Origin of the sequence: Acidipropionibacterium virtanenii (assembly GCF_003325455.1) — a bacterium.
GTDB lineage: Bacteria > Actinomycetota > Actinomycetes > Propionibacteriales > Propionibacteriaceae > Acidipropionibacterium > Acidipropionibacterium virtanenii.
On record NZ_CP025198.1, the window covers coordinates 1,614,479 to 1,641,457 of the forward strand.

The 26,979-nt window shown below is 69.2% G+C and carries 24 protein-coding genes and 2 tRNA genes; 16 read left to right on the forward strand and 10 right to left on the reverse strand.

The annotated features are described in order from the left end of the window. Window positions 1–60 precede the first annotated feature (60 nt). From JS278_RS07440 to JS278_RS07460, 5 genes are all read left to right on the forward strand, one after another. Window positions 61–1,191, forward strand: coding sequence for a YlbL family protein (locus tag JS278_RS07440; RefSeq protein WP_181833848.1), 1,131 nt, complete (start codon window positions 61–63; stop codon window positions 1,189–1,191). Beyond that, a complete protein-coding gene (locus JS278_RS07445) occupies window positions 1,185–1,739 on the forward strand; it encodes a PPA1309 family protein (RefSeq protein WP_245935239.1) in 555 nt (184 codons plus the stop codon). Before JS278_RS07440 ends, JS278_RS07445 begins: the two co-directional genes overlap by 7 nt. Window positions 1,740–1,807: 68 nt before the next feature. Further along, window positions 1,808–4,624 carry a UPF0182 family membrane protein gene (locus JS278_RS07450; RefSeq protein WP_114044626.1) on the forward strand — a complete coding sequence of 939 codons (2,817 nt, stop codon included), beginning with the start codon at window positions 1,808–1,810 and terminating at the stop codon, window positions 4,622–4,624. Continuing rightward, window positions 4,621–5,199 (forward strand): universal stress protein, encoded by a 579-nt coding sequence (locus JS278_RS07455; RefSeq protein ID WP_114044627.1) that lies wholly within the window; start codon window positions 4,621–4,623, stop codon window positions 5,197–5,199. The genes JS278_RS07450 and JS278_RS07455 overlap by 4 nt, the downstream gene beginning before the upstream one ends. A gap of 18 nt (window positions 5,200–5,217) precedes the next feature. Next, window positions 5,218–7,632, forward strand: a complete 2,415-nt coding sequence (locus JS278_RS07460) for a glycoside hydrolase family 3 C-terminal domain-containing protein (RefSeq protein WP_114044628.1) — start codon at window positions 5,218–5,220, stop codon at window positions 7,630–7,632. Window positions 7,633–7,682: 50 nt separating this feature from the next. On the opposite strand, the gene JS278_RS07465 is transcribed toward JS278_RS07460, so the two are convergent. Further along, window positions 7,683–7,759, reverse strand: a tRNA-Met gene (locus tag JS278_RS07465). A 118-nt stretch (window positions 7,760–7,877) separates the two neighbouring features. Next, a tRNA-Met gene (locus JS278_RS07470) sits at window positions 7,878–7,954 on the reverse strand. Between the two features lie 102 nt (window positions 7,955–8,056). On the opposite strand from JS278_RS07470, the gene JS278_RS07475 reads away from it, so the two are divergent. The 7 genes from JS278_RS07475 (at window position 8,057) to serA (ending at window position 15,164) form a co-directional block, all read left to right on the forward strand. Further along, window positions 8,057–8,806 (forward strand): M50 family metallopeptidase, encoded by a 750-nt coding sequence (locus JS278_RS07475; RefSeq protein ID WP_114044629.1) that lies wholly within the window; start codon window positions 8,057–8,059, stop codon window positions 8,804–8,806. Between the two features lie 141 nt (window positions 8,807–8,947). Continuing rightward, window positions 8,948–10,447, forward strand: a complete 1,500-nt coding sequence (locus JS278_RS07480; RefSeq protein WP_114044630.1) for an ABC transporter substrate-binding protein — start codon at window positions 8,948–8,950, stop codon at window positions 10,445–10,447. Then, entirely contained in the window at window positions 10,444–11,415 is a 972-nt protein-coding gene (locus tag JS278_RS07485; protein WP_114044631.1) for an ABC transporter permease, read from the forward strand. The genes JS278_RS07480 and JS278_RS07485 overlap by 4 nt, the downstream gene beginning before the upstream one ends. Further along, complete coding sequence (locus tag JS278_RS07490) at window positions 11,415–12,227, forward strand: ABC transporter permease (RefSeq protein WP_114044632.1); 813 nt, start codon at window positions 11,415–11,417, stop codon at window positions 12,225–12,227. The genes JS278_RS07485 and JS278_RS07490 overlap by 1 nt, the downstream gene beginning before the upstream one ends. Beyond that, the gene (locus tag JS278_RS07495; RefSeq protein WP_114044633.1) at window positions 12,224–13,039 is read left to right on the forward strand and encodes an ABC transporter ATP-binding protein; all 816 of its coding nucleotides are present in this window, start codon (window positions 12,224–12,226) and stop codon (window positions 13,037–13,039) included. Before JS278_RS07490 ends, JS278_RS07495 begins: the two co-directional genes overlap by 4 nt. Next, window positions 13,036–13,848 (forward strand): ABC transporter ATP-binding protein, encoded by an 813-nt coding sequence (locus JS278_RS07500; RefSeq protein WP_114044634.1) that lies wholly within the window; start codon window positions 13,036–13,038, stop codon window positions 13,846–13,848. The genes JS278_RS07495 and JS278_RS07500 overlap by 4 nt, the downstream gene beginning before the upstream one ends. A 125-nt stretch (window positions 13,849–13,973) precedes the next feature. Then, complete coding sequence (gene serA, locus JS278_RS07505; protein ID WP_114044635.1) at window positions 13,974–15,164, forward strand: phosphoglycerate dehydrogenase; 1,191 nt, start codon at window positions 13,974–13,976, stop codon at window positions 15,162–15,164. Window positions 15,165–15,202: 38 nt separating this feature from the next. Here serA and JS278_RS07510 read toward each other — a convergent pair whose 3' ends face one another. The 4 genes from JS278_RS07510 to JS278_RS07525 form a co-directional block, all read right to left on the reverse strand. After that, window positions 15,203–15,988, reverse strand: coding sequence for an inositol monophosphatase family protein (locus JS278_RS07510; RefSeq protein WP_114044636.1), 786 nt, complete (start codon window positions 15,986–15,988; stop codon window positions 15,203–15,205). 232 nt (window positions 15,989–16,220) lie between these two features. Beyond that, entirely contained in the window at window positions 16,221–17,216 is a 996-nt protein-coding gene (gene rsgA, locus JS278_RS07515; RefSeq protein WP_114044637.1) for a ribosome small subunit-dependent GTPase A, read from the reverse strand. Continuing rightward, window positions 17,213–18,517, reverse strand: a complete 1,305-nt coding sequence (aroA, locus tag JS278_RS07520; protein WP_425451480.1) for a 3-phosphoshikimate 1-carboxyvinyltransferase — start codon at window positions 18,515–18,517, stop codon at window positions 17,213–17,215. Before aroA ends, rsgA begins: the two co-directional genes overlap by 4 nt. Then, complete coding sequence (locus tag JS278_RS07525; protein WP_114044638.1) at window positions 18,510–19,094, reverse strand: DoxX family protein; 585 nt, start codon at window positions 19,092–19,094, stop codon at window positions 18,510–18,512. The genes aroA and JS278_RS07525 overlap by 8 nt, the downstream gene beginning before the upstream one ends. Window positions 19,095–19,293: 199 nt before the next feature. On the opposite strand from JS278_RS07525, the gene JS278_RS07530 reads away from it, so the two are divergent. Both JS278_RS07530 and JS278_RS07535 read left to right on the forward strand, forming a co-directional pair. Continuing rightward, window positions 19,294–19,959, forward strand: a complete 666-nt coding sequence (locus JS278_RS07530; protein WP_114044639.1) for a sigma-70 family RNA polymerase sigma factor — start codon at window positions 19,294–19,296, stop codon at window positions 19,957–19,959. Beyond that, complete coding sequence (locus JS278_RS07535) at window positions 19,956–20,213, forward strand: zf-HC2 domain-containing protein (protein WP_114044640.1); 258 nt, start codon at window positions 19,956–19,958, stop codon at window positions 20,211–20,213. The genes JS278_RS07530 and JS278_RS07535 overlap by 4 nt, the downstream gene beginning before the upstream one ends. 96 nt (window positions 20,214–20,309) lie before the next feature. Here JS278_RS07535 and JS278_RS16780 read toward each other — a convergent pair whose 3' ends face one another. Then, the gene (locus JS278_RS16780) at window positions 20,310–20,384 is read right to left on the reverse strand and encodes a 50S ribosomal protein bL37 (protein ID WP_373887156.1); all 75 of its coding nucleotides are present in this window, start codon (window positions 20,382–20,384) and stop codon (window positions 20,310–20,312) included. Between the two features lie 184 nt (window positions 20,385–20,568). Between JS278_RS16780 and JS278_RS07540 the strand changes: the two genes are divergently transcribed. Further along, window positions 20,569–22,041, forward strand: a complete 1,473-nt coding sequence (locus JS278_RS07540) for a sensor histidine kinase (protein WP_114046187.1) — start codon at window positions 20,569–20,571, stop codon at window positions 22,039–22,041. A 45-nt stretch (window positions 22,042–22,086) separates the two neighbouring features. Here JS278_RS07540 and JS278_RS07545 read toward each other — a convergent pair whose 3' ends face one another. After that, window positions 22,087–22,338, reverse strand: coding sequence for a WhiB family transcriptional regulator (locus JS278_RS07545; RefSeq protein ID WP_114044641.1), 252 nt, complete (start codon window positions 22,336–22,338; stop codon window positions 22,087–22,089). A 286-nt stretch (window positions 22,339–22,624) separates the two neighbouring features. Between JS278_RS07545 and JS278_RS07550 the strand changes: the two genes are divergently transcribed. Next, window positions 22,625–23,011, forward strand: coding sequence for a hypothetical protein (locus JS278_RS07550; protein ID WP_245935240.1), 387 nt, complete (start codon window positions 22,625–22,627; stop codon window positions 23,009–23,011). Window positions 23,012–23,024: 13 nt separating this feature from the next. On the opposite strand, the gene JS278_RS15995 is transcribed toward JS278_RS07550, so the two are convergent. Together JS278_RS15995 and JS278_RS07555 are read right to left on the reverse strand one after the other, a co-directional pair. Next, window positions 23,025–23,201 (reverse strand): DUF6104 family protein, encoded by a 177-nt coding sequence (locus tag JS278_RS15995; RefSeq protein ID WP_181833849.1) that lies wholly within the window; start codon window positions 23,199–23,201, stop codon window positions 23,025–23,027. A gap of 36 nt (window positions 23,202–23,237) precedes the next feature. Continuing rightward, window positions 23,238–26,975, reverse strand: coding sequence for a multifunctional oxoglutarate decarboxylase/oxoglutarate dehydrogenase thiamine pyrophosphate-binding subunit/dihydrolipoyllysine-residue succinyltransferase subunit (locus tag JS278_RS07555; protein WP_114044642.1), 3,738 nt, complete (start codon window positions 26,973–26,975; stop codon window positions 23,238–23,240). Between the last annotated feature and the right edge of the window lie 4 nt (window positions 26,976–26,979).

Consider the following 26,979-nt stretch of genomic DNA (forward strand, 5'->3'; position numbering starts at 1 on the left):
CGCACCAACCGACCCGGGCCCCGACGGGCCATCCGAGGCCCGGAGGCGGTCACGGGTAGCATGACGGCCATGTCCGGACCCGATCGTGCCCCCATTTCCACGGCCCGAGGCGCAGATCCGGCTGCCAGCGAGGACCCGCCCACCCGGTCCTTTCGACCGACGGCGGTGCTCTCGGGCCTGCTCGTGCTGATGCTCGTGGTGGGACTGGCCTTCATCCCGGTGCCCTTCGTCAGCTGGTCGCCGGGACGCACGGTCAACGTCCTGGCGAATACCGACCAGGGCAAGCCGTTGATCTCGGTGTCGGGGCTGAGCGCCCGTCGCAGCAACGCCCAGCTCCGGATGACGACCGTCTCGGTGACCACCGCCGACGGTCGACTCAGCCTCGTCGAGGCCCTTTCGGCCCACCTGCTGCCGCACCGCGATGTGCTCCAGCGGGACGCCGTCTACCCGTCGGGCAAGTCGGCCCAGGATGTGCGCGCCGACGAGGTGGCGATGATGGACACCTCTCAGCGCGACGCCGTGGTGGCGGCGCTGCGTGCCGCCGGTCAGCCGGTCACCGAGATGCCGATGATCAGTGCCGTGACGGTCTCCGGGCCCTCCTACAACGTGCTGGCCCCCGGCGACCTGGTGCAGAAGGTGGACGGCACCGCCGTTCAGTCGGTCGCCGATGTCCAGCGTGCGATCCGCAAGCGGTCGGTGGGCGACAGCATCTCGATCAGCGTGCTTCGCGGGGGCACGACGCGTACTGTCACCGTGGTGGCGGCATCCTCCAGAAGCGATCCGCGTGCCCCGCTGGTGGGAATCACCCTGAACACCGGGTACCGGTACGCGCCGACAGTGACCTTCGGGGTGCCCGGCAACATCACCGGGCCGAGTGCCGGACTGGTGCTCTCGCTGGGGGTCTACCAGACCATCTCCTCGGCGGATCTTCTCGGGGATCTGAAGGTGGCGGGCACCGGTGAGATCTCCCCGGACGGCACTGTGGGAGCCATCGGCGGGATCAACGAGAAGATCGCAGGGGCGCGGCGCGACGGCGCGAAGATCTTCCTGGTCCCTGCTGCCAACTGCCGCGACATCAGGTCGGCACCGGGTTCCATGACCCTGGTGAAGGTCGCCACCCTCAAGGACGCGATCTCGGCTCTCCAGAAGGTCCGCTCCGGCTCCGCCACCAAGGAGATCCCACATTGCTGAACGCATCGCAGTGGCCCGACGGTCCGCGGGCGACCGACGCCCTGACGGCCGCCCTCACCGAGATCGACCGATTCCTTGGCCGTGCCGGTTGGGGCATGCCGGCACGGCTCTTCGCGCTGGTTCCGACCGTCGAGCTGATGGCCGCCGAACCCTCCCTGGCCGGCCAGTTGAGCGCAGGATCCCCGGACTCGCTGTCGAGCATCGAGCAGGAGGACTTCCACGCCGGGGACCACATCGAGCATGCTCTGGCGCGGATCGTGTGGCCCGAGGCGGTCACCGGGGCCGCAGCGAGCATCGAACGGGTCTTCCTGCCCGCCGATGAGGAGGCCGGGGTGCCCGACGATCCCCGGGCCGCGGCCGAGTACGTCGCCTCCCACCCGCGCCGGCAGGACCTCCGGGTGATCGCCGGGGCCACCCGCCAGGGCGCCCATTTCGCGGTGGCCAGGGTTCTCGACCATCCCGAGGACCTCCTCGGCGCCGAGAACCTGGTGCCCTCACTGGAGGCCGCCCTGCTGGACACCTTCAACGATCAGATGGAGAGAGCGTGAGTTCCCACAGCGCATCGGCGCCGAGGAAGATCCCAGGACCGAGGCCGGGAAGGCGCCGTCGGATCTGGATGACCGTGCTGATCGTGCTCGCCGCGGTGCTCATCGCCTGGCTGCTGGCCTCCCACGTCGTCACCGATCTCATGTGGTACTCGGCGGTGGGATACCGCCGTGTCTACCTCACCCGCCTGTTGAGCGGGCTGGGCCTGTTCCTGCTCGGGCTGGTCGTGGTGGGCGGCGCCACCGCCCTCAACATGGCGATCGCCACCCGGCTCCGCCCCACCGGCAACCAGGGCCCCTGGCACTACCAGGAGCTGCTGCTGCGCAGGAAGACGCTGGCGATCCTGGTGCCCTCGCTCCTCGTGGGACTGCTCGCCGGGACCTCGACCGCCAGCCAGACCTCGACCCTGCTCGCCTGGTGGAACCGCACGCCTTTCGGAGTCAAGGATCCCTATCACGGCCTCGACGTGTCGTTCTACATGTTCACCTATCCGTGGCTCAGGACGCTGGTGAATCTCGGTCTGGCCGCGGTGGTCCTGTCCCTGCTCGGCGCCTTCGTCGTCCACCTGTCGATGGGGGCGGTCACGGTCCTGGCCCCCGGCATCCTCACTCCGGGCGGACCGGCCCGCCGCAAGCGCCAGCGGACCCATCTCCTCACCGCCAGGGCACAGGCCCATCTCTCGGTGCTGGCCGCGATCGGCCTGGTCGTCTTCGCCGGCTCCAGCCTGCTGGGACGCTACGGCCTGGAGGTCTCCCAGAGCACCCTGTTCACCGGCATCGGCTACACCGAGGACCACTACCGGGGCACCGCCAAACTGGTGGTCGCCGCGATCTCCCTGGTCGTCGCGGTGCTCTTCGCGGTCAATGCGAAGTTGCGCCGCTGGGGGGTGCCCGGGATCGGCATCATCCTCATGCTGGTCGCGACGCTGCTGGTCCAGGGCATCTACCCGGCCCTCATGCAGCGGTTCGCCGTGAGTCCCGACGCTCCCGACAAGGAGCGGCCCTACATCGCCAACAACATTGCGGCCACCCGTGCCGCATACGGGATCGCCGGGACGACGATCGCGGACTACTCGGCGGTCACCAGCGCCAGTTCCGGCCAGCTCAAGGCCGATGCCGAGGCCGTGCCGTCGATCCGGCTGATGGATCCGGCCGTCGTCGGACCCACCTTCGAGCAGCTGCAGCAGGTCCGCGGCTTCTACTCCTTCCCGAAGACCCTCGATGTCGATCGCTACAAGGTCGACGGCACGATGACCGACACCGTGGTGGCCGCCCGGGAGATCGACCTGGACGGCATCACCGACAAGAGCTGGAACAACGTCCACACCGTCTACACGCATGGAAACGGGCTGGTGGCCGCCTACGGCAACAAGAGGCAGACCTCGGGGGAGCCCGAATGGCTGGCGCGCGACATCCCCACCACCGGCAAGCTCGCGGAGAAGCAGTCGCGGATCTACTACGGGGAGCGATCCTCGCAGTATGTCGTGGTGGGCGCCGGGAAGGGGGCCTCGCCGGTGGAACTCGACACCCCCGGCGGCGGTCAGGGCGCCCAGGGCGCCGAGCGCAAGAACACATATGACGGGAAGGGCGGGGTCTCGGTCTCCAGCCTGCTGGTGAGAGCCATGTACGCCACCAAATTCGCCGACATCAACCTGCTGCTGTCCGACCGGGTCCACTCGAACTCCCGAATCCTCTACGACCGGACCCCGCTGGACCGAGTGGCCAAGGTGGCTCCATGGCTCCAGGTCGACAGCGACGCACTGCCCAGCCTGGTCAATGGTCGCCTGGTGTGGATCGTCGACGGGTACACCACCTCGGCCTACTACCCGAACTCGAACCGGGTGGACCTGCGAGACGCCTCCGCCGACTCCACCTCGGGCACCCGCCAGGCCCAGCCCAGCGAGCCGATCAACTACATCCGCAACTCGGTGAAGGCCGTGGTGGACGCCTATGACGGCACCGTGACCCTCTACGCCTGGGACACCGCCGATCCGATCCTCAAGACCTGGGAGAAGGCCTTCCCCGGGTCGGTGCATCCGCGCTCCGAGATGTCGGCGGACCTGCTCAGCCACGTCCGCTACCCCCAGGACCTGTTCAAGGTGCAGCGCCAGATCCTGGGCCGCTACCACACCACCAGCCCCGACACCTGGTACCAGCGCAACGACGTCTGGGAGGCCCCCGATGACCCGGTGCGCACCGGACAGGGTCTTGAGCCGCCCTACTACCTCACGATCCGCTGGCCGGGAGAGACCACTCCGGTGTTCAGCTCGACCGCGGTGATGGTGCCCAACAAGCGCCAGAATCTTGGTGCCTACACCGCGGTGGGATCCGACGCCACCCGGCCGGACTACGGGAAGATCAGGGTGCTGAGGATGTCCAGCAGCACCCAGATCGACGGTCCCAACCAGACCGCCAGCGCGATCATCGCCGACACGAATGTGTCCTCGAAGCTGCTGCCCTATCAGAACCGGGGGTCGGCCACCGCGACCCTGGGCAATCTGCTCACCCTGCCGGTCGGCGGTGGGCTGCTCTACGTCCAGCCCATCTACGCCCAGCGGCAGACCGGCAGCGGCGGGTATCCGATCCTCAGATTCGTGGCGGTGCGATTCGGCACCCATGTGGGCATCGGCGACACCCTCCAGGACGCACTCGACCAGGTCTTCGAGGGTGACGCCGGGGCCGACACGAATGAGAAGCAGTCGGGATCCTCCTCGGGCTCCTCGGGCTCCTCAGGCACCTCGCAGAAGGCCAAGGACCTGCTGGCCCAGGCCCAGACCGCCTTCACAGAGGCCGACAAGGCCCTCAAGTCCGGTGACCTGGCGACCTATCAGAAGAAGGTAGACCAGGCCCGCAAGCTCGTCTCCCAAGCCCTGGGGCAGGTGAAATGAACCAGATCCACATTCCATCCTCCGACCGGCCGCTGGTCGTCTCGGTGCATCCCGGCGTGCCCGAGCTGCTGATCGAGACCGCCGTCGGGTGGGCCAGGGCATTCGGCTCGTCGCTGTGCATGGCCTACGTCGACGAGTCGCGGGTCACCATCGAGGGATACGAGGACGGGACGGTGCGCCACACCGCACTCATCCCCGATGACGAGCGCACCCCGTGGCGGGCCCGCGACTCGCAGCTGCGCGAGGCGCTGGCCTCGGTGATGGCCGCTCATCCGGACGTCGAATGGCAGTTCCGCTTCAGGGCCGGGAATCCCGACCGGGAGTTGACTCACCTGGCGCACGCCCTGGGGGCCGCCGCGATCGTCGTGGGCACCCGTGCCCCCGGCTTCCGCTGGACCGCCAAGGAATGGTTCGACGGGTCCGTGGCGCTGCAGCTGTCGCGGCGCCAGAGCCGGCCTGTCATCCTGGTGCCCCTGGACGCCGGGGCCTGGGAGCACCCGGTGGCGGTTCACCCGGCGGCCGAGCCGGAGGAGGACGCCGGACCGGGGGGTCCCGGGCCCGCTGACGAGGATTGAGCACATACCCTGAAGGGCATGACCGAGCTGAGCGATCTGCCCCTGCCGCTTCTCATCCGGATGCTCTCGGGAGCCGATGACTGGAACACCGCTGCCGCCGACGAGATCGGACTGCGGTCCCTGCGCCTGTCCGACGGCCCCCACGGGCTGCGGGTGCCCGATCGGAAGGGAGGCTCCCTGCCGGCCACCTGCTTTCCCACCGCCGTGACCCTGGGTGCCAGCTGGGACCGGGAGCTGGTCGCCGAGGTCGGGGGCGCGCTGGCGGTGGAGGCGGGCGTCCAGGGGGTCGACGTCGTGCTCGGCCCCGGCCTCAATATCAAGCGCCACCCGCTGGGGGGACGCAACTTCGAGTACCTCTCGGAGGATCCCGTCGTCGCCGGGGAACTGGCCGCCGCCATGGTGCGCGGCCTCCAGGGCAGGGGGGTGGCGGCCTGCATCAAGCACTTCGCCGTGAACAACCAGGAGACGATGAGGCTGTGCGTCGACGCCGTGGTCGACGAGCGGACCCTCCACGAGATCTACCTGGCCGGGTTCGAGACCGTCGTGCGGACAGCCCGCCCGGCCGCGGTGATGGCCTCCTACAACCGGGTCAACGGCACGGCGGCCACCACGAACCGGTGGCTCCTCACCGAGGTGCTGCGGGACCGCTGGGGTTTCGAGGGGCTGGTGATGAGCGACTGGGGCGCGGTCTGGGACCGGGTCGGCGCGCTGGAGGCCGGACTCGACCTGGAGATGCCCTCGAGCTCGGGGGCCTTCGACCGTTCGGTCGCGTCGACGGTGCACGGCGGGCGGTCGAGCCTCGAGGCTGTCACCGGAGCGGTCGGCCGGCTGGTCCGGCTCAGGGACCGGATCAGTCCTCCCCGGGTGGCCGGGCTGCCGGCGGCCGAGCACGACGCTCTGGCGCGGCGGGCCGCGGCGGCGGGAACGGTGCTGGCCGCCAATACCGGCGTCCTGCCCCTGGCACCGGGATCCAGGGTGGCCCTGATCGGAGCCTTCGCCGCCCGCCCGAGGTATCAGGGGGCGGGGTCCTCCCAGGTGAATCCCACCCGGGTGACGGGGCTGCTCGAGGCCCTGGCGGAGAAGAACGTCGAGGTGGGGTACGCCCGGGGCTACGATCCCGGCGAGCAGCGCACCGACGCCGTCCTGGTCGCCGAGGCAGCCGAACTTGCTGCGGGGGCCGACGTCGCCGTCGTGGTGGTCGGGCTGCCCGGGGAACTGGAGTCGGAGGGCTTCGACCGGACGGGCCTGCAGCTGCCCGCCCAGCATGACGCTCTGGTGCGGGCAGTGCTGGCGGCCAACCGGCGCACCGTCATCGTGGTGTGCACCGGTTCCCCGGTGGCGCTGCCATGGGCCGACCGCGCCGCCGCGGTCGTGCTGGCCGGGCTGGGCGGCCAGGCCGGCGGAGGAGCCCTGGCCGACGTGCTGGTCGGCGAGGCGGAACCGGGAGGACGGCTGGCGGAGACCTGGCCCCACGACCTGGCCGAGGTGGCCTGTGACCCGTGGTTCCCGGGAACCGGCTCGACGGTGCAGTACCGGGAGGGACCGGCGATCGGCTACCGGCACACCGCCACCAACGGGATCGAACCGGCCTTCTGCTTCGGGCACGGCCTGTCCTACACCCGATTCGACTGGCGCGACGCCGTGCTCACCGAGCCGTGGATCACCGCCGGCGACGGCTTCACCGTCGACATCGAGGTCGCGAATGTGGGGGAGCGGGCCGGCTCCGATGTGGTGCAGGTGTACCTGTCCGATCGCACCGGGGTGGTCTCGCGACCCCGGCGATGGCTGGCCGGATTCGCCAAGGTGCGGCTGGAACCGGGCGGCAGCAGGCGGGTGCAGATCCCCGTCGATGCGCGTGAGCTGGCCTTCTGGGACGTCGGGAGACACGACTGGGCGGTGCCCTCGGGCCACTTCGACGTCGAGCTGGGCCGCTCCGCCCATGACATCGTGGCGACCCTGGACCTGGCCGTCACCGAAGGGGTCGATCACGCTCCGGAGCGGGCCTGGACGCCCCTGATCGCCGAGGAGGACGAGGCCTTCGCAGCCCGGCTGGGCCACGCCATCCCCGATCCGGCGCCGGCGACTCCGTTCACCGCGATCTCGACCCTGGGGCAGGTGCGTCACACCCCGCTGGGCGGTGCGCTTCACGCAGCCGCGATGCGGCGGCTGGCGGCCGGCGTCAAGGATCCCCGGTTCCGGCGGATGATGGAGCACACCGTCGACGAACTGCCCCTGCGCAACCTGCCCTCCATGTCGAAGGGCCTGGTTCCCGTCGATGCGGTGGCTCTGATCGTCGACGTGCTCAACGGGGCCCCCGACGAGTTCCTGCGGCGGTCCTTCGGCGAGGTGCTCGGTCTGGGCAGGGGAGTGGCAGAGGTCGGCAGGGGACTGTGGGGAGAGCTCAGTTCCCGGATCGGGCGCCTCGGGAAGTAGCTTCCGGACATGAGAAGATCCCGGCCCCCTGGGGGGCCGGGATCTTCCGGTGGTAGCGGGGACAGGATTTGAACCTGTGACCTCTGGGTTATGAGCCCAGCGAGCTACCGAACTGCTCCACCCCGCGTCGACCTGCTGAACACTACCAGCGATGCGCGTCCCGCCCAAATCGAGGAGACATCGTCCCGGACATGACAAAGGCTCCCGGATCTCCATCCTCCGATGAAGATCCGGGAGCCTCCGGTTGGTAGCGGGGACAGGATTTGAACCTGTGACCTCTGGGTTATGAGCCCAGCGAGCTACCGAACTGCTCCACCCCGCGTCGCGTGAGGAAACACTAGTCGTCGGCGGCCGTCACCACAAATCGGGGGCCACCGGGCCCGGGGCAAAGGTCGTGGAGAGGCGGGCGAGTCATGATGGGCGGGTGCAGTGGTCTCAGATACTCGACGCCGTCGCGTCCCGCCTCAATGCCAACTTCGCGGTCGGAGACCCGGTGGCCGGACGCTGGCTGCTGGCGGGGATCGCGGTCGCCCTGGCCTGCATCCTCGTCGGCCCGCTGTGGCGCCTGGTCCGACCCGCCGTCACCCTGGTCCACGAACTGGGTCATGCCGTGGTGGGGGTGCTGAGCGGACGGCGATTCACCGGATTCGTCATCAGCGCCGACATGTCGGGCCACACCACCACCGTCGGCCGGCCCTCCGGGCCGGGCATGGTGCTCACGGCGGCCGCCGGTTATCCGATGCCGGCCCTCATCGGGGCGGCCGCCATCGGATCCGCCCTGGCCGGGCGGGCCGGGGTGGTTCTCCTGCTGGTCCTCATCGCCCTGCTGGTGGCCCTTTTCCACGCCCGGTCGCTGTTCACCGTCGGATCCCTGGTACTGCTCATCCTGATCGACGGGTACCTGTGGTGGGCCGGCGACAGGCCCTGGGCCGCCGCGGCGGTGGTGTGGCTCGGCGCCGTCCTGCTGCTGGGCGGCTGGCGACACCTGGCAGCGGTCGCCCTGCACGGCGACCGCAGCCAGGACCCCGGCCTCCTGGCAGCCGCGACGAGGGTGCCTGCCGCGGTCTGGAATCTCGCTTTCGCCACGGTCCTGGTGGCCTGCTCCTGGTGGGCCTGGCGGATCCTGGAGGTCCCGGTGAGCCTGGCCGTCGACGCCGTGCTGGGCCGGGCGTGAGGCACCCTTGTGGGAATGCGCCAGAATGATGCCGATTTCTCCGGAACCTGAGAATGCGGAGCTGTGACGGGCGATCACTAGACTCGGTCGCAGTTCGGCCGTGATCAGGGCACAGTGCCCCGGAACGGGGAGGAGATCGCCATGAGAGCAGGCCTGCGGGCGGCGGCTGCCGCCTGCGCCCTGGTGCTGGCGCTGAGCGGGCTGGCGGGATGCTCCCAGGAGGGGGCCTCGGACACCGTGGTCCTCGGCGCCACAGCCGCCCCACCGACCCTCGACCTCACCACCAACAACGCTGCCGCGATCCCCCAGACGCTGCTCTACAACGTCTACGAGACCCTGCTGCGGGTCGACGACGGCGGCGAGCTGAGGCCTCTGCTGGCCAGATCGTGGTCTCAGTCGGCCGACGGCCTGCGCTACGCCTTCCGCCTCGACGACCGTGCCCGGTTCGCGTCCGGCGCCCGGGTCGACGCCGCCGCGGTGGCCGACTCGTTGAACCGGATGCGCTCCCGACCGACGATCGAGGTGGTCCGCACCCAGCTGGCAGCCGTGGCGGCGGTCAGCGCCCAGGGCGAGGACACGGTCGTGATCACTCTCAAGCAGCGCGACAACTTTCTGCTCTACAACCTCTCCGGAGTCGCAGGCATCATCATCGACCCGGCCCGTCGCAGCGACCTGGCCCGTCACCCCGCCGGCTCCGGGCCGTACCGGGTGACCGGCTTCTCGCCCGGTGAGTCGGTCGATCTGGAGGCCTCGGCCACCGCCTGGCATGAGCGCCCGCAGGTGCCCAGGGTGAGGTTCAGCTACTACGCCGATGCCACCTCCCAGACCGCCGCACTGCTGTCGGGGGACCTCGACGTCATCACCGACCTCACCACGCCGCAGGCCGTCTCCCGATTCTCCGACCCGAAGCGGTTCACCGTCACCCGGGGCACCACCAACGGCGAGGTCGTGCTCGGCCTCAACAACTTCACGAAGGCGCTGTCGGACCGACGGGTCCGGGAGGCGATCAACATGGCCATCGACCGGAAGGGCCTCCTGGACGTCGTGTGGAACGGGCAGGGCACCCTCATCGGATCGATGGTGCCACCCACCGACCCCTGGTACACCGACCTGTCGAAGCGCTGGCCCTATGACCCGGCGCGGGCCCGCAGCCTGCTGGCGCAGGCGGGACACGCGCACGGGCTGACGCTGCGGCTCCGGGTCCCCACGCTGCCGTACGCGACCGCATCCACCCGCGTCATCACCGACATGCTCGGGCGCGTCGGCATCACGGTGGTCACCGACGAGCTGGAGTTCCCCGCCCGCTGGCTCGACGTCGTGTACACCCGTGCCGACTACGACATGACCGTCATCGCCCATGTGGAGCCGCACGACATCGTCAACTGGGCCAACCCCGACTACTACTGGCGATATCGCAACCCCACCTTCACCAGGCTCATCGCCGAGGCCGCCTCCGGGCCGGCCGGCCAGTCCACCGCGAAGATGCGTCAGGCGGCCACCATCCTGTCCGATGACGCCGCCGGGGACTTCCTCTACCTGATGCCGAAGATCACTGTCGCGAAGGCCGGGATCACCGGACTCCAGCGCAACGCGGCCTCGTTGAGCTTCGACCTCACGTCACTGCGGAGGAGCTCCAGATGACACCGCTGCGGCGTCTGGCCCGCTCCCTGGCCGAGCTGATCCTCAGCCTGCTGGTGGCCTCGCTCATCGTCTACGGGCTGCTCAACCTGCTGCCCGGAGACGTCGCCCAGGTGATGCTGGGCACCAACGCCGACCCGACCGCCGCCGCGAAACTGCGGGCCGAGCTCGGCCTGAACCGGCCCTTCCCGGTGCGCTACGCCGACTGGATGGGCGGCCTGCTCACCGGGAATCTGGGCTCCTCGGTGGTCAGCGGGGAGCCGATCGCCCCTGAGATCGCCTCCAGGCTGGCGGTCACCGGATGGCTCGTCGGGCTGGCCATGGCGCTGGCGGTGCTGGCCTGCCTGCCGGCCGGCATCTACGCCGCCGTGCACCGGCGTCGTGCCCGCGGGTTCGCCGTCTCGGCGGCCTCCCAGATCCTCATGAGCCTGCCCGCCTTCCTGGCCGGGATCCTGCTGATCCTGGTCTTCTCGGTCACCCTGGGCTGGCTGCCGGCCGGATCCTACGTGCCGTTGACCCAGTCCCCTCCGGACTGGCTGCGGCACATCGTCCTTCCGGTCTGCGCCCTGGCCCTGGTCCAGGCCGCCGTCCTGGCGCGCTACGTCCGCAGTGCCTTCATCGACGTGCTCGCCGACGACCATCTGCGCACCGCCCGGGCGGTCGGCTGGAGGCTGTGGCCGGCGCTGCTGCGCCACGGCCTCCGCAATGCCTCGATCAGCCTGGTCACCGTCCTGGGGCTGCAGCTCTCGACACTGCTGGTCGGCGCCATCGTCATCGAACAGGTCTTCGTCATCCCCGGGCTCGGTTCCTACCTGCTGGACGCGGTCTCGATGCGCGATCTGGTCGTGGTGGCCGACGTGGTGATGGTGCTGGTCGCCATGGTGCTGCTGATCACCTTCCTGGTCGATCTGCTGGTGGTGCTCATCGACCCCCGCCTGAGAGTCACCGCGGACGTGCAGGAGGAGCAGTGATGAGACGTGCCGGCCTGGTCATCGGAAGCACCCTGGTGGGCCTCATCGTCCTCGCCGCGCTGGTGTCCCTGCTGTGGACCCCCTACGATCCGAACCTGGTCGTGCCCGCGGAGCGCCTCCAGGGGCCCTCGGTCAGGCACCTGCTGGGCACCGACGGATTCGGCTCCGACATCGCCTCCCGGTTGCTGGTCGGTGCCCGGACCTGTCTGCTGGTGGGGATCGTCTCGGTGGTCATCGCGGCCGGCATCGGCGTGCCGTGGGGGATGGCCTCGGCGATGCTGCGGCGTCCCTGGTCGCGGATCGGCGCCCGGGCCTCCGACCTGCTCTACGCCTTCCCCGCCCTGCTGCTGGCCATCATCCTGGCGGCCGCGGTCGGAGGCTCGACGGTCACCGGGATGATCGCCATCGGCATCTCCACCGTCCCGGTCTTCGCACGCATCACCCGGACCGCCAGCTGGCAGGTGCTCAGCCAGGACTACGTGCTGGCCGCACGGTCATCGGGGATCGGCTGGCCGGCCATCGCCCGGACCCACGTGCTGCCCAACATCGCCCCTCTCATCGGTGTGCAGGCGTCAGTGGCCTACGGGATGGCGATCCTGGCCGAGGCCGCGCTGAGCTACCTCGGCCTGGCCACCCCGGCGACCGTGCCCACCTGGGGCAGGATGCTTCGCGATGCGCAGACCTACCTGTTCAACAGCCCGGCCCAGACCCTGTGGCCCGGGCTGGCGATCGCCGCGGCCGTGATGGGCTTCACCCTGCTGGGCGACGGTCTGCGCGATTTCCTGGACCCCCGACTGCGGGAGCTGCGATGAGTGAGGAACTGCTTCAGGTCGACGGTCTTCGGGTCGACTTCGGACGGCGACGCCGGGTGGCCGTCGACTCCATCAGCTTCGGCGTCGGACCGGGGGAGCGCCTCGGACTGATCGGCGAATCGGGGTCCGGCAAGTCCGTCACCGCGCTGGCGGTGATGGGGCTGCTTCCCGACAACGCCCACGTGTCGGGTTCGGTCGCCTGGCGCGGCCAGGATCTGCTGGGCCTCTCCGACAAGGAGATGTCGAGGCTGCGCGGGGCCCAGATCGGAATGGTCTTCCAGGAACCCATGACGGCCCTGGACCCCACCATGAAGGTCGGCCGGCAGGTCGCAGAGTCCCTGCGCCTGCACGACTCCTCGGCGGCCTCCGCCCGTCACGCCGTCCTCGAGATGCTCGGCCAGGTGGGACTGCCCGAACCCCGCCGCGTCGCCGACTCCTACCCGCACCAGCTGTCGGGCGGTCAGCGTCAGCGCGCCCTGATGGCGATGGCCCTGGTGAACAATCCGGATCTGCTCATCTGCGACGAGCCCACCACCGCACTGGACGTGACCGTCCAGGCCAGGGTGCTGGCCACCCTCGACGAGGTGCTCGACGCCGTGGGCGCGGCCTGCCTGTTCATCTCCCACGACCTGGGGGTCGTCTCCCAGGTGTGCGACCGGATCATGGTGATGCGCCACGGCGAGCTGGTCGAGAGGGGCGCCACCGCCGAGGTGCTGCGCGCCCCCCGGCACCCCTACACCCGGCGGCTGCTCAGTGCCGCACGGCTCGATCTGGTGGAGCCGGGGCGGATGATCGAGCTGGAGGACGCATGAACGCACCCGAACGCATCCGTGCGGACGCCCGGCCGGCGGAGCTGCGGACCGAGTCGGTCAGCCTGCATCTGGGCGACCGGCGCGGCGGCGTCCAGGCCCTCGATGACGTCTCTCTCGAGGTGCGGCCGGGAACCAGGCTCGGGCTCGTGGGGGAGTCCGGATCCGGGAAGTCGACCCTGCTGAGGGTGCTCGCCGGGCTGCACCGGCCCGACACCGGGGATGTGCTGTTCCGCGGATCCTCGATCGTCCGGCGACGCCCCCGCGAGCTGGCCGAGCTGCGCGCCAATGTCGCCCTGGTGCTCCAGGACCCGCGATCCTCCCTCGATCCGAGAATGAATGTGGGACGGACCATCGCCGAGCCGCTGCGATCGCCGCTGCTGCGCCGGGACCGGAGCCGCCAGGACGCGGCTGCCCAGCTGGCCAGGGTGATGACCGAGGTCGGGCTGGATCCCGAGGCGGCGAACCGGTTCCCCCACGAGTTCTCCGGTGGGCAGCGCCAACGCATCGCCATCGCCCGCGCCCTGGTCACCCGCCCGGCGGTGCTGCTGGCCGACGAGCCGGTCTCCGCCCTGGACGTGTCGGTGCGCGCCCAGATCCTCAATCTGCTTCTGGAACTGGTGAACGCCCGCGGTCTCACCATGGTCTTCGTCTCCCACGATCTGGCCGTGGTGCGCCACCTGTGCGACGAGGTGGCGGTGATGAAGGACGGCCGGATCGTCGAGTCCGGCCACCTGGCGGACGTCTACGCGGAGCCGCAGCACGCCGTCACCCGCGACCTGCTCGCGGCGATACCCAGGATCAAGGTCTGAACCGTATCTGAAAGGCGGGGGGGCGACCCCCCTGCGTCCCCGCACCCCGAGGGGCATTCAAGCACGTCACAGGCCCGTTCCCAGCGTGTGAGACGACGCCCGTCTCCTCCCTAGACTGGGGCCTCATGAAGGCACTCCTGCTCGAGAATATTCACGACGAAGCCGTTCGGACCCTGCGATCCGAGGGCTACCAGGTGGAGAGGCTGAGCAAGGCCTTGGGCGAGGATGAGCTGATCGAGGCGCTCGACGGGGTCGACCTGCTGGGGGTGCGCTCGCGCACCAACGTCACCCGGCGCGTGGTGGAGGCTCGTGGGGACACCCTCACCGCGGTGGGGGCCTTCTGCATCGGCACGAACCAACTCGATCTGGGCTCCCTGTCGGAGGCCGGCGTCGCAGCCTTCAACGCCCCCTACTCCAACACCAGGTCGGTGGTCGAGCTGGTCCTCGCGGAGATCATCGCGCTGGCACGTCGGCTCGGGGACCGCAACACCCAGATGCACCACGGGGTGTGGCGCAAGAGCGCGTCCGGATCCCACGAGATCCGCGGCCGCAAGCTCGGCATCGTCGGCTACGGCAACATCGGCTCACAGCTCTCGGTGCTGGCGGAGGCGATGGGGATGAGGGTCTGGTTCTACGACGTCGCCGACAAGCTGCCGCTGGGCAATGCCCGCAAGTGCGACAGTCTCGAGGAGCTGCTGCAGACTGTCGAGACCGTCAGCATCCACGTCGACGGACGCCCGGAGAACCGCGGGATCATCGGAGCGGCCGAGTTCGAGACGATGCGTCCGCGCACCCTCTTCCTCAACCTCTCCCGGGGCGGAGTGGTCGACGTCGACGCCCTGGCCGAGAACCTGCGCACCGGCCATATCGCAGGGGCGGCGGTCGACGTCTTCCCCACCGAGCCGAAATCCGGGGACGAGCCCTTCATCTCCCCGCTCACCCAGCTCGACAATGTGGTGCTCACCCCCCATGTGGGCGGATCCACCCAGGAGGCGCAGGTCGACATCGGGCGGTACGTGGCCAACAAGCTCATCGACTACGCCGAGAACGCCTCGACCAGTATGAGCGTGAACCTGCCCGATATCGCTCCGGCCACCACACGTGGCACCCGGATCGGCCACCTGCACCACAACGTGCCCGGCGTGATGGCCACTCTCAACAGGCTCATCGCCGACTACGGCGGCAACGTCACCTATCAGGCTCTGGCCACCCGTGACGATCTCGGCTACGCCGTACTCGACATCGCCGAGACCGATCGCGGACTGCTCGCAGAGGTCGCGGACCTGGACGCCACCATCCGCGCACGGGTGCTCTGAGCCCCAGCCGTCAGAGCCACACCCCGTGCTGGCCGGGATCAGTCCTCGGCCAGCATCTCCAGGGACTCCTCGTGGAGCAGCCCGTTGCTGGCCATCGCATCGGGACCCCAGGGGCCGTCCGCGCCGTCCAGCGAGCTGAACCTGCCGCCGGCCTCCCGGACGATGACGTCCAGGGCCGCCATGTCGTGCAGGCTGAGCTCGGGCTCGCAGGCCAGGTCGACCGTCCCCTCGGCGACCATCATGTAGGACCAGAAGTCCCCGAACGCCCGGGTGCGCCACACACTGCGCATCAGCTCGCCGAAGCCCCGTCCCCGGCCCTTCTCCACCCAACCGTGCAGGGAGGAGTAGGACATGAAGGCATCCCCCAGATCGCCGACCGCCGAGACGTGGATCGGCCTGGCCTTGACCAGGGACTTCCCGGTCCAGGCGCCGATTCCCTCGGCGGCCCACCAGCGCCGCTGCAGGGCCGGTGCCGAGACCACCGAGGCCACCACCCGGTCCTCGATGCTCAGAGCGATGAGAGTGGCCCACACCGGCGCCCCGCGCAAATAGTTCGCGGTCCCGTCGATCGGGTCGATGATCCACCTCCGGGGGCCCTGGCCGGTGTCGGCCCGCTCCTCGCCGTGCACCGCGTCGCGGGAACGGCTGTGGCTCAGGGTGCGGCGCACCGAATCCTCCACAGCCAGGTCGGCGTCGGTGACCTCGGTGTGGTCCGGCTTGGCGGACACCTTCAGGTCGCCGGCCTGGAATCGGGCCATGGTGATGGAGTCGGCGTCGTCGGCCATCACATGAGCCAGGCGCAGATCATCGGTGAAGTCGGTCATGCCCCCAACCGTAGTGAATAGTGTGGGGACATGCCCGATCAGTCCGACGATGCCCGCCCCCCGACACCGACCGCCGCCGAGCGCCTACAGATATCTACCTGTCCGGCATCATCCTGGTCTCCAGCGTCCTGGACCTCGGCTCCCAGGATTCCGACAACCTGCGCCGGGACGAGGCGTGCATCCACTTCCCGTGAGATCGTGGCCTTCCTGCGCAGGGGGTGACCCGCGCCGCTCAACGGGTCCGCGCGGCGTCGAGCCGACGGAAGGAGTTCAGTCGCAGCGCAGGAATCCGGCCGGCCCTCAGAGCCGCGTCGAGGCCGCACTGCGGATCCGCGGCGGTGTGCCGGCAGCCACGCGGGCAGCCGGCGGTGAACGGCTCCAGATCGGGGAAGGCCGCAAGCACCTGCTCGGAGCTGACATGGGACAGTCCGAAGGAACGCACCCCGGGTGTGTCGATCACCCAGCCGCCGCCGGGCAGCTCCAGGGCCTGCGCCGAGGTGGAGGTGTGCCGGCCGCGTCCCGTCACCTCATTCACCTCCCCGATGCGCCGGTCGACGCCGGGGACCAGGGCGTTGATGAGGGTCGACTTGCCGACCCCCGAGTGCCCGACCAGGACGGTCGTGCGGTCCGCCAGGCGGTCGCGGATCGGCCCGAGGTCGGCCTCGGGGCTGCTGGTGACCACCGGAACCCCGAGCGGCGAGTAGAGCTCGGAGAGGTCCCGTGGCGAGGCCAGGTCGGCCTTGGTGAGACACAGGACCGGTTCGGTTCCCGCCTCGTAGGAGGCCACCAGGATCCGGTCGATCATGCCGATCCTCGGCGGTGGGTCGGCCAGGGCGGTGACGATGAGGATCTGATCGGCGTTGGCGACGACGGGGCGCTCGAAGGGATCGGTGTCGTCGGCGGTGCGACGCAGTACGGTCCGGCGTCGCAGTGTCTCGGCGATCCGGGCGAGGGTGCCCTCCTCTCCGGAGATGTCCCCGTCGAGGCGGACCCGGTCGCCGACGATGACACCCTTGCGACCCAGGCCGCGGGCCTTCGTGGCGGTGACGTCCTGGCCCTCGACCCGGCAGCGGTACCGTCCCCGGTCGATGGACAGCACCGTGCCCTCCGGCAGCTGCGAGTAGTCCGGCCGGTTCTTGGTTCGGGGGCGGGTGCGGCGCCGGGGCCTCTCGTAGCCGTCCTCGTCGAAGGTGTCGACACCGGAGGAGGCCAGCCTGCGGGGGCTCACCGGTGGTTCACCAGATCGGCCCACATGGCGGGGAAGTCCGGCATCGTCTTGGAGGTGCAGGTGACGTCGTCGAGGGTCACCCCGGGCACCTCCAGGCCGACGAGGGCGGCGGCGTGGGCCATCCGGTGGTCGGCATAGGTGCGCATCCGGGCGGGATGCAGTGCCGCGGGCCCGCGACCGAGGATCTCCAGCCCGTCGGCGGTCTGCCGGACCTTCGCGCCGACCCGCGACAGCTCGGTCTCCAGGGCCGCCAGCCGGTCGGTCTCGTGACCGCGGATATGGGCGACGCCTGTGATGACCGTGCGCCCCTCGGCCAGAGCGGCCAGGGCGGCGACGACCGGGGTGAGCTCGGAGGCGGCGTGCAGATCGATCCCGGCTCCGTGCAGGGCGCCGGTGCCGGTGACGGTGGCCGTACCGTCCTGGACCGAGGCCTCGGCTCCCATCATCTGTGCCACGTCGAGGAAGAGGCGGCCCGGCTGGGTGGTGTCCGACGGCCAGCCCGGGACCCGCACCGTGCCTCCGGCCGCCATCGCCGCTGCCAGGAAGACGGCGGCATTGGTGAGATCGGGTTCCACCACGACATCCATCCCACGGATCGGGCCGGGCCCGACGATCCAGCGGTCCTCTCCGGGCTGTTCGACGACGACGCCGCGCTCGACCAGCATCCCGACGGTCATCGCGATGTGGGGGGCCGAGGGCACCGATCCGCCGCGGTGACGCAGGTCGATGCCGCGGGGGTAGTGGGCGGCCGACAGCAGCAGGGCCGAGATGAACTGGCTGGAGCCCGACGAATCGATGGTCACCTCGCGTCCGGCCAGCCGCGCGGGGACATCAAGGGTGAACGGAAGCCGCCGATCGTCGACCACAACCCCCAGCTGTCGCAGCCCGTCGAGCACCGGGGCGACCGGGCGCACCGTTGCGGCGGGGTCGCCGATGAACCGGGTGCGGCCCGCGGCGAGCGCGGCGGCCGCCGGGAGGAATCTCATCACGGTGCCGGCCAGACCGCAGTCGATCGGGTCATGTGCGGCGTGCAGTGCCGACGGTGGATCGATCCTCACCCGCCCCGGGGCCAGTTCCTGCAGCCCGACCCCCAGCGCGGCCAGACCGTCCCTCATGAGCATGGTGTCACGGCTCGCGAGCACTCCGTCCAGGACGCTGGGCCGGTCGGACAGTCCGGCCAGCAGCAGGGCCCGGTTGGTCTGGGACTTGGAGCCGGGCACGACGGTTCGGCCGCCGATGCCGGCGGTGGCCTCCGGTGCGGGCCAGGGGACCGGGGAGGAGGTGTGGCGAGGATCAGTCACCGATCTGGTCCCGCACCTTCTTCTCGACCTTCTTCTGCGCCTTGGCGACGCTGCGGCGGCCCTTCCCGGCCTTGCGACGGATCTGGTTCCCGGCCTCCTCCGCGGACTCGCCCAGAGCCTTGCGGCGCTGCGCCAGGCGCCAGCCGAGACCGGGCCGCCCGGCGGTGTCGCGGGAGGCCATCAGGGCGCCTCCGAGAAGTGCGACGTTGCGCAGCAGCACGGAGCGCGCGGCGACGCGGTCCTCCTTGGGCAGGGTCTTCTCGGGAATCGACGCGATGACATGAGGAACCATGCTGGCCGCCACCAGAGCGGCGCCCGGGCGCCGGCCCAGGCCGGTGCCCATCGCCAGTCCGCCGACAGCCTGGACGGCGCCGGCGAGGCGGACCAGGGAGCGGGTGTCCTCGGGGATGTGGGATCCGACGGAGGCCGGAAGGGATCGCCTGACCAGGGGGAGCAGCTTGTCGGCGACAGGCTCGGCGTCCTCCACGAAGGCGTCGGGCTTGAGCGCCGAATTGGTCCCCTTGACGACGAAGTAGCTGGCGAACAGGGTACGACCCAGACCACGAATGATGCTCATGCCCCATTCCTACCGTCTGGAACCCCGGCGGGGAAGCCGATTCGCGGATTCGCGGCGCAGTCGGGTCCCTACGGCCGCCGGCCGGGAATATCTGCGCCCGGTGGACGTTGAGGCAATTATGGCGACGGGAACACTCACCAGGATGCGGGCCAGGGGCGCGGCTGCTTGTGCGCAGAAGTGTGGGCTACCCTTGTACCCGATGACTATTCCTTCCACCGGGTCCGGCGAGGCGCGGGGGCGCGACGAGGTCGAGGAGACCGACCAGCAGCGCGCCGAGCGCTTCGAACGCGACGCCATGGAGTTCTTGGACCAGCTCTACGGGTCGGCCCTGCGCATGACCCGCAACGCCGCGGATGCGGAGGACGTCGTCCAGGAGACCTACGCCAAGGCGTTCGCCTCGTTCAAGCAGTTCAAGCCCGGCACCAACCTCAAGGCGTGGTTGTTCCGGATCCTCACGAACACCTATATCAACACCTATCGGAAGGCCCAGCGGCGCCCGCAGACCTCCGATGACGAGAACGTCGAGGACTGGCAGATCGCCCGGGCGGCGTCACATCAGGCCACCGGGCTGCGGTCGGCCGAGGTCGAGGCCCTTGACACGATGCCGGACACCCAGGTGCTCCGGGCGCTGGACAGCCTGTCCGATGACTTCCGCGAGGTCGTGACGCTTGCCGACGTCGAGGGTTTCTCGTACAAGGAGATCGCTCAGATCATGGGTACCCCGATCGGCACCGTGATGTCACGGCTCAATCGCGCGCGCAAGCAGTTGCGCGGTCAGCTGGTCGATGTCGCCGGGGCCAGGGGCATCGGGCCCAAGGCGGGAGAGGTCGATGAGGAGACCCTCGGCCAGGAGGTGCACTCATGATCGGCGACGAGAGACCCGGATGCGCGGAGCAGGCGTGCGGATGGGCTCTGGACCATCTGCAGGAGTTCCTGCACGGCGAGCTCTCGGAGGAGGCCGCAGACGCCTTCCGCCATCACCTGACCGCCTGCGAGTCATGCATGGACGAGGCCGACATGGAGGCCGCCGTGAGTCGCGCCCTGAAGCGCTGTCAGCAGCCGGTGCACGCCTCGGTCGAGCTGCGGATGAGGATCGTGGGCCTGCACCTCGACGGCTGAGCCGGACACGGAGCACGAAGAAGGGCTCCTCCCGATCGGGAGGAGCCCTTCTCGCGTCCCGGAGCGTACTCCGGGGACTCTCGGATGCGCGATCACTCAGGCATTGGGACGCTTGCCGTGATTGGCGTTCTTCTTACGACGTGCGCGACGCTTACGGCCGGTCTTTCCCATTGGAGGGCCTCCTCAGGTGTGATACAACCCTCCGGCATGGGAGGGGCCGCGCGGAGCACGGCAACGACCATACATTTTGCCGCAACTGGTCCTGACATCCAAATGGGGCCCTTCGCCCCGGTGGTCGGCGGAACGGCGGGTGCGGAGGTTCAGCGGTTCACCGCGCAGGCCATAGAGTGTGGTCATGCCCGCTCTCGACAGGTTCATGGTGTCTCGAAGCCGACTCAGCAAGAACGATGTCGGCTGGCTCGGTCAGCTCGTCGAGGACTGGCAGATCCTGGCCGACATGTCCTTCTCGGACCTCATCCTGTGGATCCCCGACGAGGATCCCAATATCTTCTGGGCGGCCGCGCAGATCCGTCCCGACACCGGGCCGACGGCGCTGGAGGAGGACGTCGTCGGCGAGTCGGTGAGCTACGACGACGAGAACCTCGTGACCGAGGCCTTCATGAGCGCCGAGATGTGCGAGACCAGCAACAACAAGCTGTCGGCGGGAATTCCCGTCGACGTGTGGGCCATCCCGGTGATCCGCCATGACGAGGTCATCGCGGTGGTGGAGAGGCACACGAATCAGATGGGGGTCCGGGCCCCGGGATCGACCGAGGACAACTATCTGGAGATCGCGGGCATCATCTCGGAGATGCTGCACCACGGCTCCTTCCCGATCTTCCCCAACCATGACCGGGCGCTGGCCCCCCGGGTGACCGACGGGGTGATCAGGGTGGCCACCACGGGCATGGTGACGTACGCCAGCCCCAACGGCCTGTCGGCCTTCCGGAAGCTCGGCCTGTCCGGCGACCTGGACGGGGAGTACCTCATCCCGGTGGTGCGGGAGCTGTGTCCCAATCTGCGTGACGTCGGCCAGACCGTCGGCATGGACCTGGACGGCAAATCGCTGCGGGAGACCGACATCGAGAACGCCGAGGCCACTCTGCGGGCCAGGGTCATCCCGCTGCGCACCTGGCTCGATGACTTCGAGGTGCCGGCCGGCACGCTCATTCTGGTGCGCGATCTCACCGAGCTGCGCAGCCGGGATCGGCAGCTGGTGACCAAGGACGCCACCATCAGGGAGATCCATCACCGGGTGAAGAACAACCTGCAGACGGTGGCCGCACTGCTGCGACTCCAGTCGAGGCGGATGACGAGCGAGGATGCCAGGTTGGCCCTCAAGCAGGCCATGGGCAGGGTCTCGGCCATCGCCGTGGTGCATGAGATCCTGTCCCAGAACTTCGAGGAGGAGGTCGATTTCGACGAGGTCGCCGACCGGATCCTCAAGATGGTCGGCGACGTCGCGGCCTCCTCGGGCCGGGTGATCGCCAGACGGGAGGGCAGCTTCGGGAAGGTCCACGCCGATGCCGCCACGGCTCTGTCCCTGGCCACCACCGAGCTGTGCCAGAACGCCATCGAGCACAGCCTGGGGTCCTCCTCCGGCGAGGTCGTGGTGCGTCCGCACAAGGAGAACGGCTTCCTCGTCGTCGACATCGTCAACAACGGGAAGCCGTTGCCCGAGGGATTCTCCCTGTCGGATCACCGCACGTCCCTGGGCCTGTCCATCGTGACAACCCTGGTCGAGGATCTCGGCGGCACCTTCACCCTGGAGAACAATCCGGACAACAGGGGGACCTGTGCCCGGATCTCGGTCGCGAGGCAGGACTGAGGCCCACGGTGGATCCCCGGCTGGGAATGTGCAGTCCCCGCCTTCTCAGGACTTGCGGACCCTGGAGCGCGACTGACGCCGCTTGATGGCACGGCGCTCGTCCTCGCTCATGCCGCCCCACACGCCGTGGTCCTGGCCGGCCTCCAGGGCCCACGCCAGGCACTCGGCACGGACATCGCAGCGTGCGCAGACCTTCTTGGCCTCCGCGATCTGTGCCAGGGCGGGCCCGGTGTTCCCGATGGGGAAGAACAGTTCCGGGTCCTCGTCGAGGCAGGCGGCCTTGTGGCGCCAATCCATGCGCAATTCACTCCTTCAGACCCCGTGACGGGGCCACCAAATCATGACTGGGGTCCGCATCCACGGGCCGGGCTCGGAGCTGCGGTTGACAGCGTGGAACCCCGACCAACATTTGGTCGGACCAGAGAAGTGTGCCAATCGGGACGGCCTTTGTAAAGACCCTTCCTCTGATTGCGGACAATCTGGCTGCGGTTCCCGCGTCGTCGACCACCGCGACGAGGACCGCCCGGGGCGGAACGCCTCACCTATGATATGCACGGCGACGCCGTTCGGAAAGGGTATTCGAGTGACTCGACGCAGCTTCCCCCGGTCACCACTGCCGGTGCTTCTCGCGGCATGGTCGACGTGGCTGTCGGCCTTGGCCCTGGCCGGGGTCGGGGTGGGCAGTGTCGTGGCCGGTCACGGCCGGTTCTCCATCGGTGTCGGTGCCATGCTGATCGGCTATGCGATGATCGTCGCCCTCATCGCCTGGTGGGTCGTGAGACGGGTCGCCTGGGCCGACGGGCCGCTGGTCGCCAGCGGGACCCTGCACCTGGTCGTCGTCATCTCGCTGATGGCCTCCGGAGCGCCGCGGTGGGTCCTGGTGCTGGCGGTCCTGGCCGGGGTGGCGGTCGTCACCGCCCTGCTGCCGGTCAGCAGACGCTGGCTGGCGGGAGAGTCGGTGACTGGCTAGCAGGGTCGCAGGATCATTCCTCCTCGTCGTCCAGCCGCGCCAGGAAGGTGGCCAGCCGCTCCACCGCTACCTCGAACTCCGGGTTGAGATCCACGAAGTGACGCATCTCATCGGCCACCCAGGTCAGCGTCACCTCCTCGTCCCCGCGGCGGCGCTCCAACTCCTCGATGCCACGATCAGTGAAGTACACGCGGCTCAGTCCCTTCCCGGCTCGGACTTCCCCATCTCATCGTGCGGCGAAGGCGGCGGTGAGCAGAGCCTCCTGCTCAGCCATGTGGGCGCTGTGCTGGCCCACCGAGGAGGCGGCCAGGGCGGGCCTGGACACCACGCTCAGGCCGGCCCCCAGCCACGGCAGCGGGTCGGCGGTCTCCGGGCCCAGGCTGGCCTGGATGTAGGGCCAGGGTCCCTGGTTCATCGGCTCCTCCTGCACCCACCGGATATCGGTGACATGGGCGTAGGGGCTCAGTGCACGGGTCAGGGACTTCACCGGCATCGGATAGAGGCGCTCCATGCTGACGATGGCCACCTCGCCGTCCAGGCCCTGCTGGGCGCGCCTCCTGATGAGCTCCCACTTCACCTTGCCGGAGCACAGGATCACCTCGCGCACCCGGGAGGGGTCGGTGATCGACCGGTCCGCCAGCACCTGCTCCCAGTGGCCCTCGGTGAACTCCTCGACCGCGGAGACCGCGATCTTGTTCCGCAGCATCGACTTGGGGGTGGCGATCACCACAGGGCGGTGCAGGTTCACATAGGCGTGGTAGCGGAGCAGGTGGAAATAGCTGGACGGACTGGAGGGCTGACAGACCGACATCGCCTCCTCGCTGCACAGCGACAGGAAGCGTTCGATGCGGGCTGAGGAGTGGTCGGGGCCCTGGCCCTCGTAGCCGTGGGGGAGGAGCAGTACGACACCGGACTTCTGGCCCCACTTGGCGCCGGCGGAGGCGATGAACTCGTCGATGATCGTCTGGGCGCCGTTGGCGAAGTCCCCGAACTGGGCCTCCCACAGGACGAGGGAGTCCGGCCGGGCCACCGAGTAGCCGTACTCGAAGCCGAGCGAGGCGAACTCGTTGAGCGGAGAGTCGTAGATGTCGAGGCGCCCCTGCTCGTCGATGATGTGGTTGACCGGGACGTACTTCTCGCTGGTGACCCGGTCGACGACGGCGCCGAAGCGCTGCGAGAAGGTGCCGCGGCGGGTGTCCTGACCCGCCAGCCGGACGTGCAGGCCCTCGGTGAGCAGCGCTCCCAGGGCGAGCATCTCGGCCGAGGCCCAGTCGACCCCTCCCTCGCGCAGCGCCCTTGCGCGGCGGGCCAGCTGAGGAGCCACCTTCGGATGCGGCGCGAAGGAGGCCGGCAGCTGTTCCTGGGCCCTGGCGACCTGATCCATCAGATCGGCACTGACCGCGGTGGGACGGTGATGGGTGCGCTTCGAGGGGTAGTCCGGCACCGAATCGTAGGGGGTCGGTGCCGAGGTGGCCTTGCGGACCTCCTTGAAGACGTTCTCCAGGCGGTCCCGGAATCTCGACATCACCGCCTCGGCGTCCTCGACGGTAATGTCGCCACGGCCGATGAGGTTCTCGGTGTAGATGGTGCGGGTCGATCTCTTCTGGGCGATGAGATCGTACATGTGGGGCTGGGTGAAGCTGGGATCGTCGCCCTCGTTGTGGCCTCTGCGTCGGTAGCAGACCAGATCGATGACGACGTCGCGATGGAAGGTCTGGCGGTACTCGAAGGCGATCTGGGCGGCCCTCACCACCGAGCTCGGCTCATCGCCGTTGACATGGATCACCGGGGCCGCGATGGATTTGGCGACGCCGGTGGAGTACTGGGAGGTGCGCCCGTCGGAGGGGGAGGTGGTGTAACCGATCTGGTTGTTGACCACGACATGGATGGTCCCGCCGGTGGAGTATCCCTCCAGCTGGCTCATCTGGAGGGTCTCGAAGACCACCCCCTGACCGGCGAAAGCGGCGTCGCCGTGCATGAGGAGGGGAAGGACCGGGTAGTCGTCGGGATTGCCGAGGACGTCCAGCTTCGCCCGGCAGATGCCCTCGAGCACCGGGTCGACGGCTTCGAGATGGCTGGGGTTGGCGGCGACCGAGGCCTTGATCGTGGCACCCGAGGGGGCCGTGAAGCGGCCCTCGTCTCCCAGGTGGTACTTGACGTCGCCGGATCCCTGGGCGTTCGACGGTTCGGCATTGCCCTCGAACTCGCGGAAGACCTGCCCATAGGACTTGCCGACGATATTGGCCAGGACGTTGAGCCGGCCGCGGTGGGGCATTCCGATACAGACCTCGTCGAGACCCTGGTTCGCCGCCTGGGAGCACAGCGCCGACAGCAGCACGATGGCCGACTCGCCGCCCTCGAGACTGAACCTCTTCTGGCCGACGTACTTGGTCTGCAGGAAGGTCTCGAAGACCTCGGCCTCGTTGAGCTGATCGAGGATCTGCAGGTGCATCTCGCGAGACAGCGAGGTGTGGGCGCGTTCGAAGCGCTCCTGGAACCAGCTTCGCTGCACGTGATCGGTGATGTGCATGTATTCGATGCCCAGCGTCGAGGCGTAGGAGTCGCGGAGAATGTCGAGGATCTCGCGCAGGGTGAGGCTGGCCCGCTTCATTCCGCCGAAGTTGTTCACGGGGTAGCGGCGGTCCAGATCCCACAGGGTCAGCCCGTGGCTGTTGAGCATCAGGTCATGGTGGTATCGCGGCTTGTACTCGAGGGGATCCAGGTCGGCCGAGAGGTGGCCGAATTTGCGCCATGCCTCGATGAGGGTGATGACCCGCACCTGCTTGCTCACCTGGTCGGGCCGGTTCGCCATCCGGTCGGGGGCCCACTGCACGGGGGCGTAGGGGATGCGCAGGGACTCGAAGATGTTCTCGTAGAAGCGGTCCTCGCCGAGCAGCAGCTGGTGGATCCGCCGGAGGAACTCCCCGGACTGCGCGCCCTGGATGATCCGGTGGTCATAGGTGGAGGTCAGCGTCGTGACCTTGGAGATCCCCAGCTCGGCCAGCCTGCTCGGGCTGCCGCCCTGCCACTCGGCCGGGTAGTCGATCGACCCCATGCCGAGGATGACTCCCTGGCCGGGCATCAGGCGTGGCACCGAGTGGTTGGTGCCGATCCCTCCCGGATTGGTGAGTGACGCGGTCACCCCGCGGAAGTCCTCGACGGTCAGCGAGTTGGTGCGTCCCTTCCGCACGATCTCCTCGTAGGCGGCCCAGAAGCCTGCGAAATCGAGGGTGTCGGCGGAGGTGATCGCCGGCACCACGAGCTTGCGGGTGCCGTCGGAGCCCACGACGTCGATCGCCAGGCCGAGATTGACTGAGTGGTTCTCGACGAGGTGGGGCTTCCCGTCGATCTCGGCGTAGGCGTTGTTCATCGCCGGGACGTCCTTGAGAGCCTGCACCATGGCGTAGCCCAGAAGGTGGGTGAAGGAGACCTTGCCGCCCTTGCTCTGGCTCAGGAACTTGTTGATCATCGTGCGGTTCTCGATCACCAGCTTCATGGGGATCTCGCGGACCGAGGTCGCTGTCGGCATCGACAGCGAGTCCTCCATGTTCCGGGCGGTGCGCATCGGCGCGCCGCGCAGCCGGACCTTCTCAGGCTCGCTCGAGGGGGCCGACGGCAGCACCACCTTGGGGGCCTCATTGGCCACCGGCTGGCGGCGTTCGGCGGTGCCGGACGGCTCGGCGCGCCCCGGGGCGGTCTCCCGTGGTTCCGGTGTCGTCGACGCAGTGGCCGGGGCGGGCTGCGGGGATGCGGCAGGCTCCACCGGGGCCGCGGGGGACTCGACGGCCGGCTCCTCGGGAGAGGCAGGGGCCTGAGGGTCGGTCTGGAAGAAATCGGACCAGACCGGGTCCACGGATCCCGGATCGGCCTCGAATCGTTCCCGCATCTCCTCGATCAGCCAGTCATTGGCTCCGAAGCTGCTGCCTGCGTTGATGGAACTGCTGTGTCCGGCGGGGGATGCCACCTGT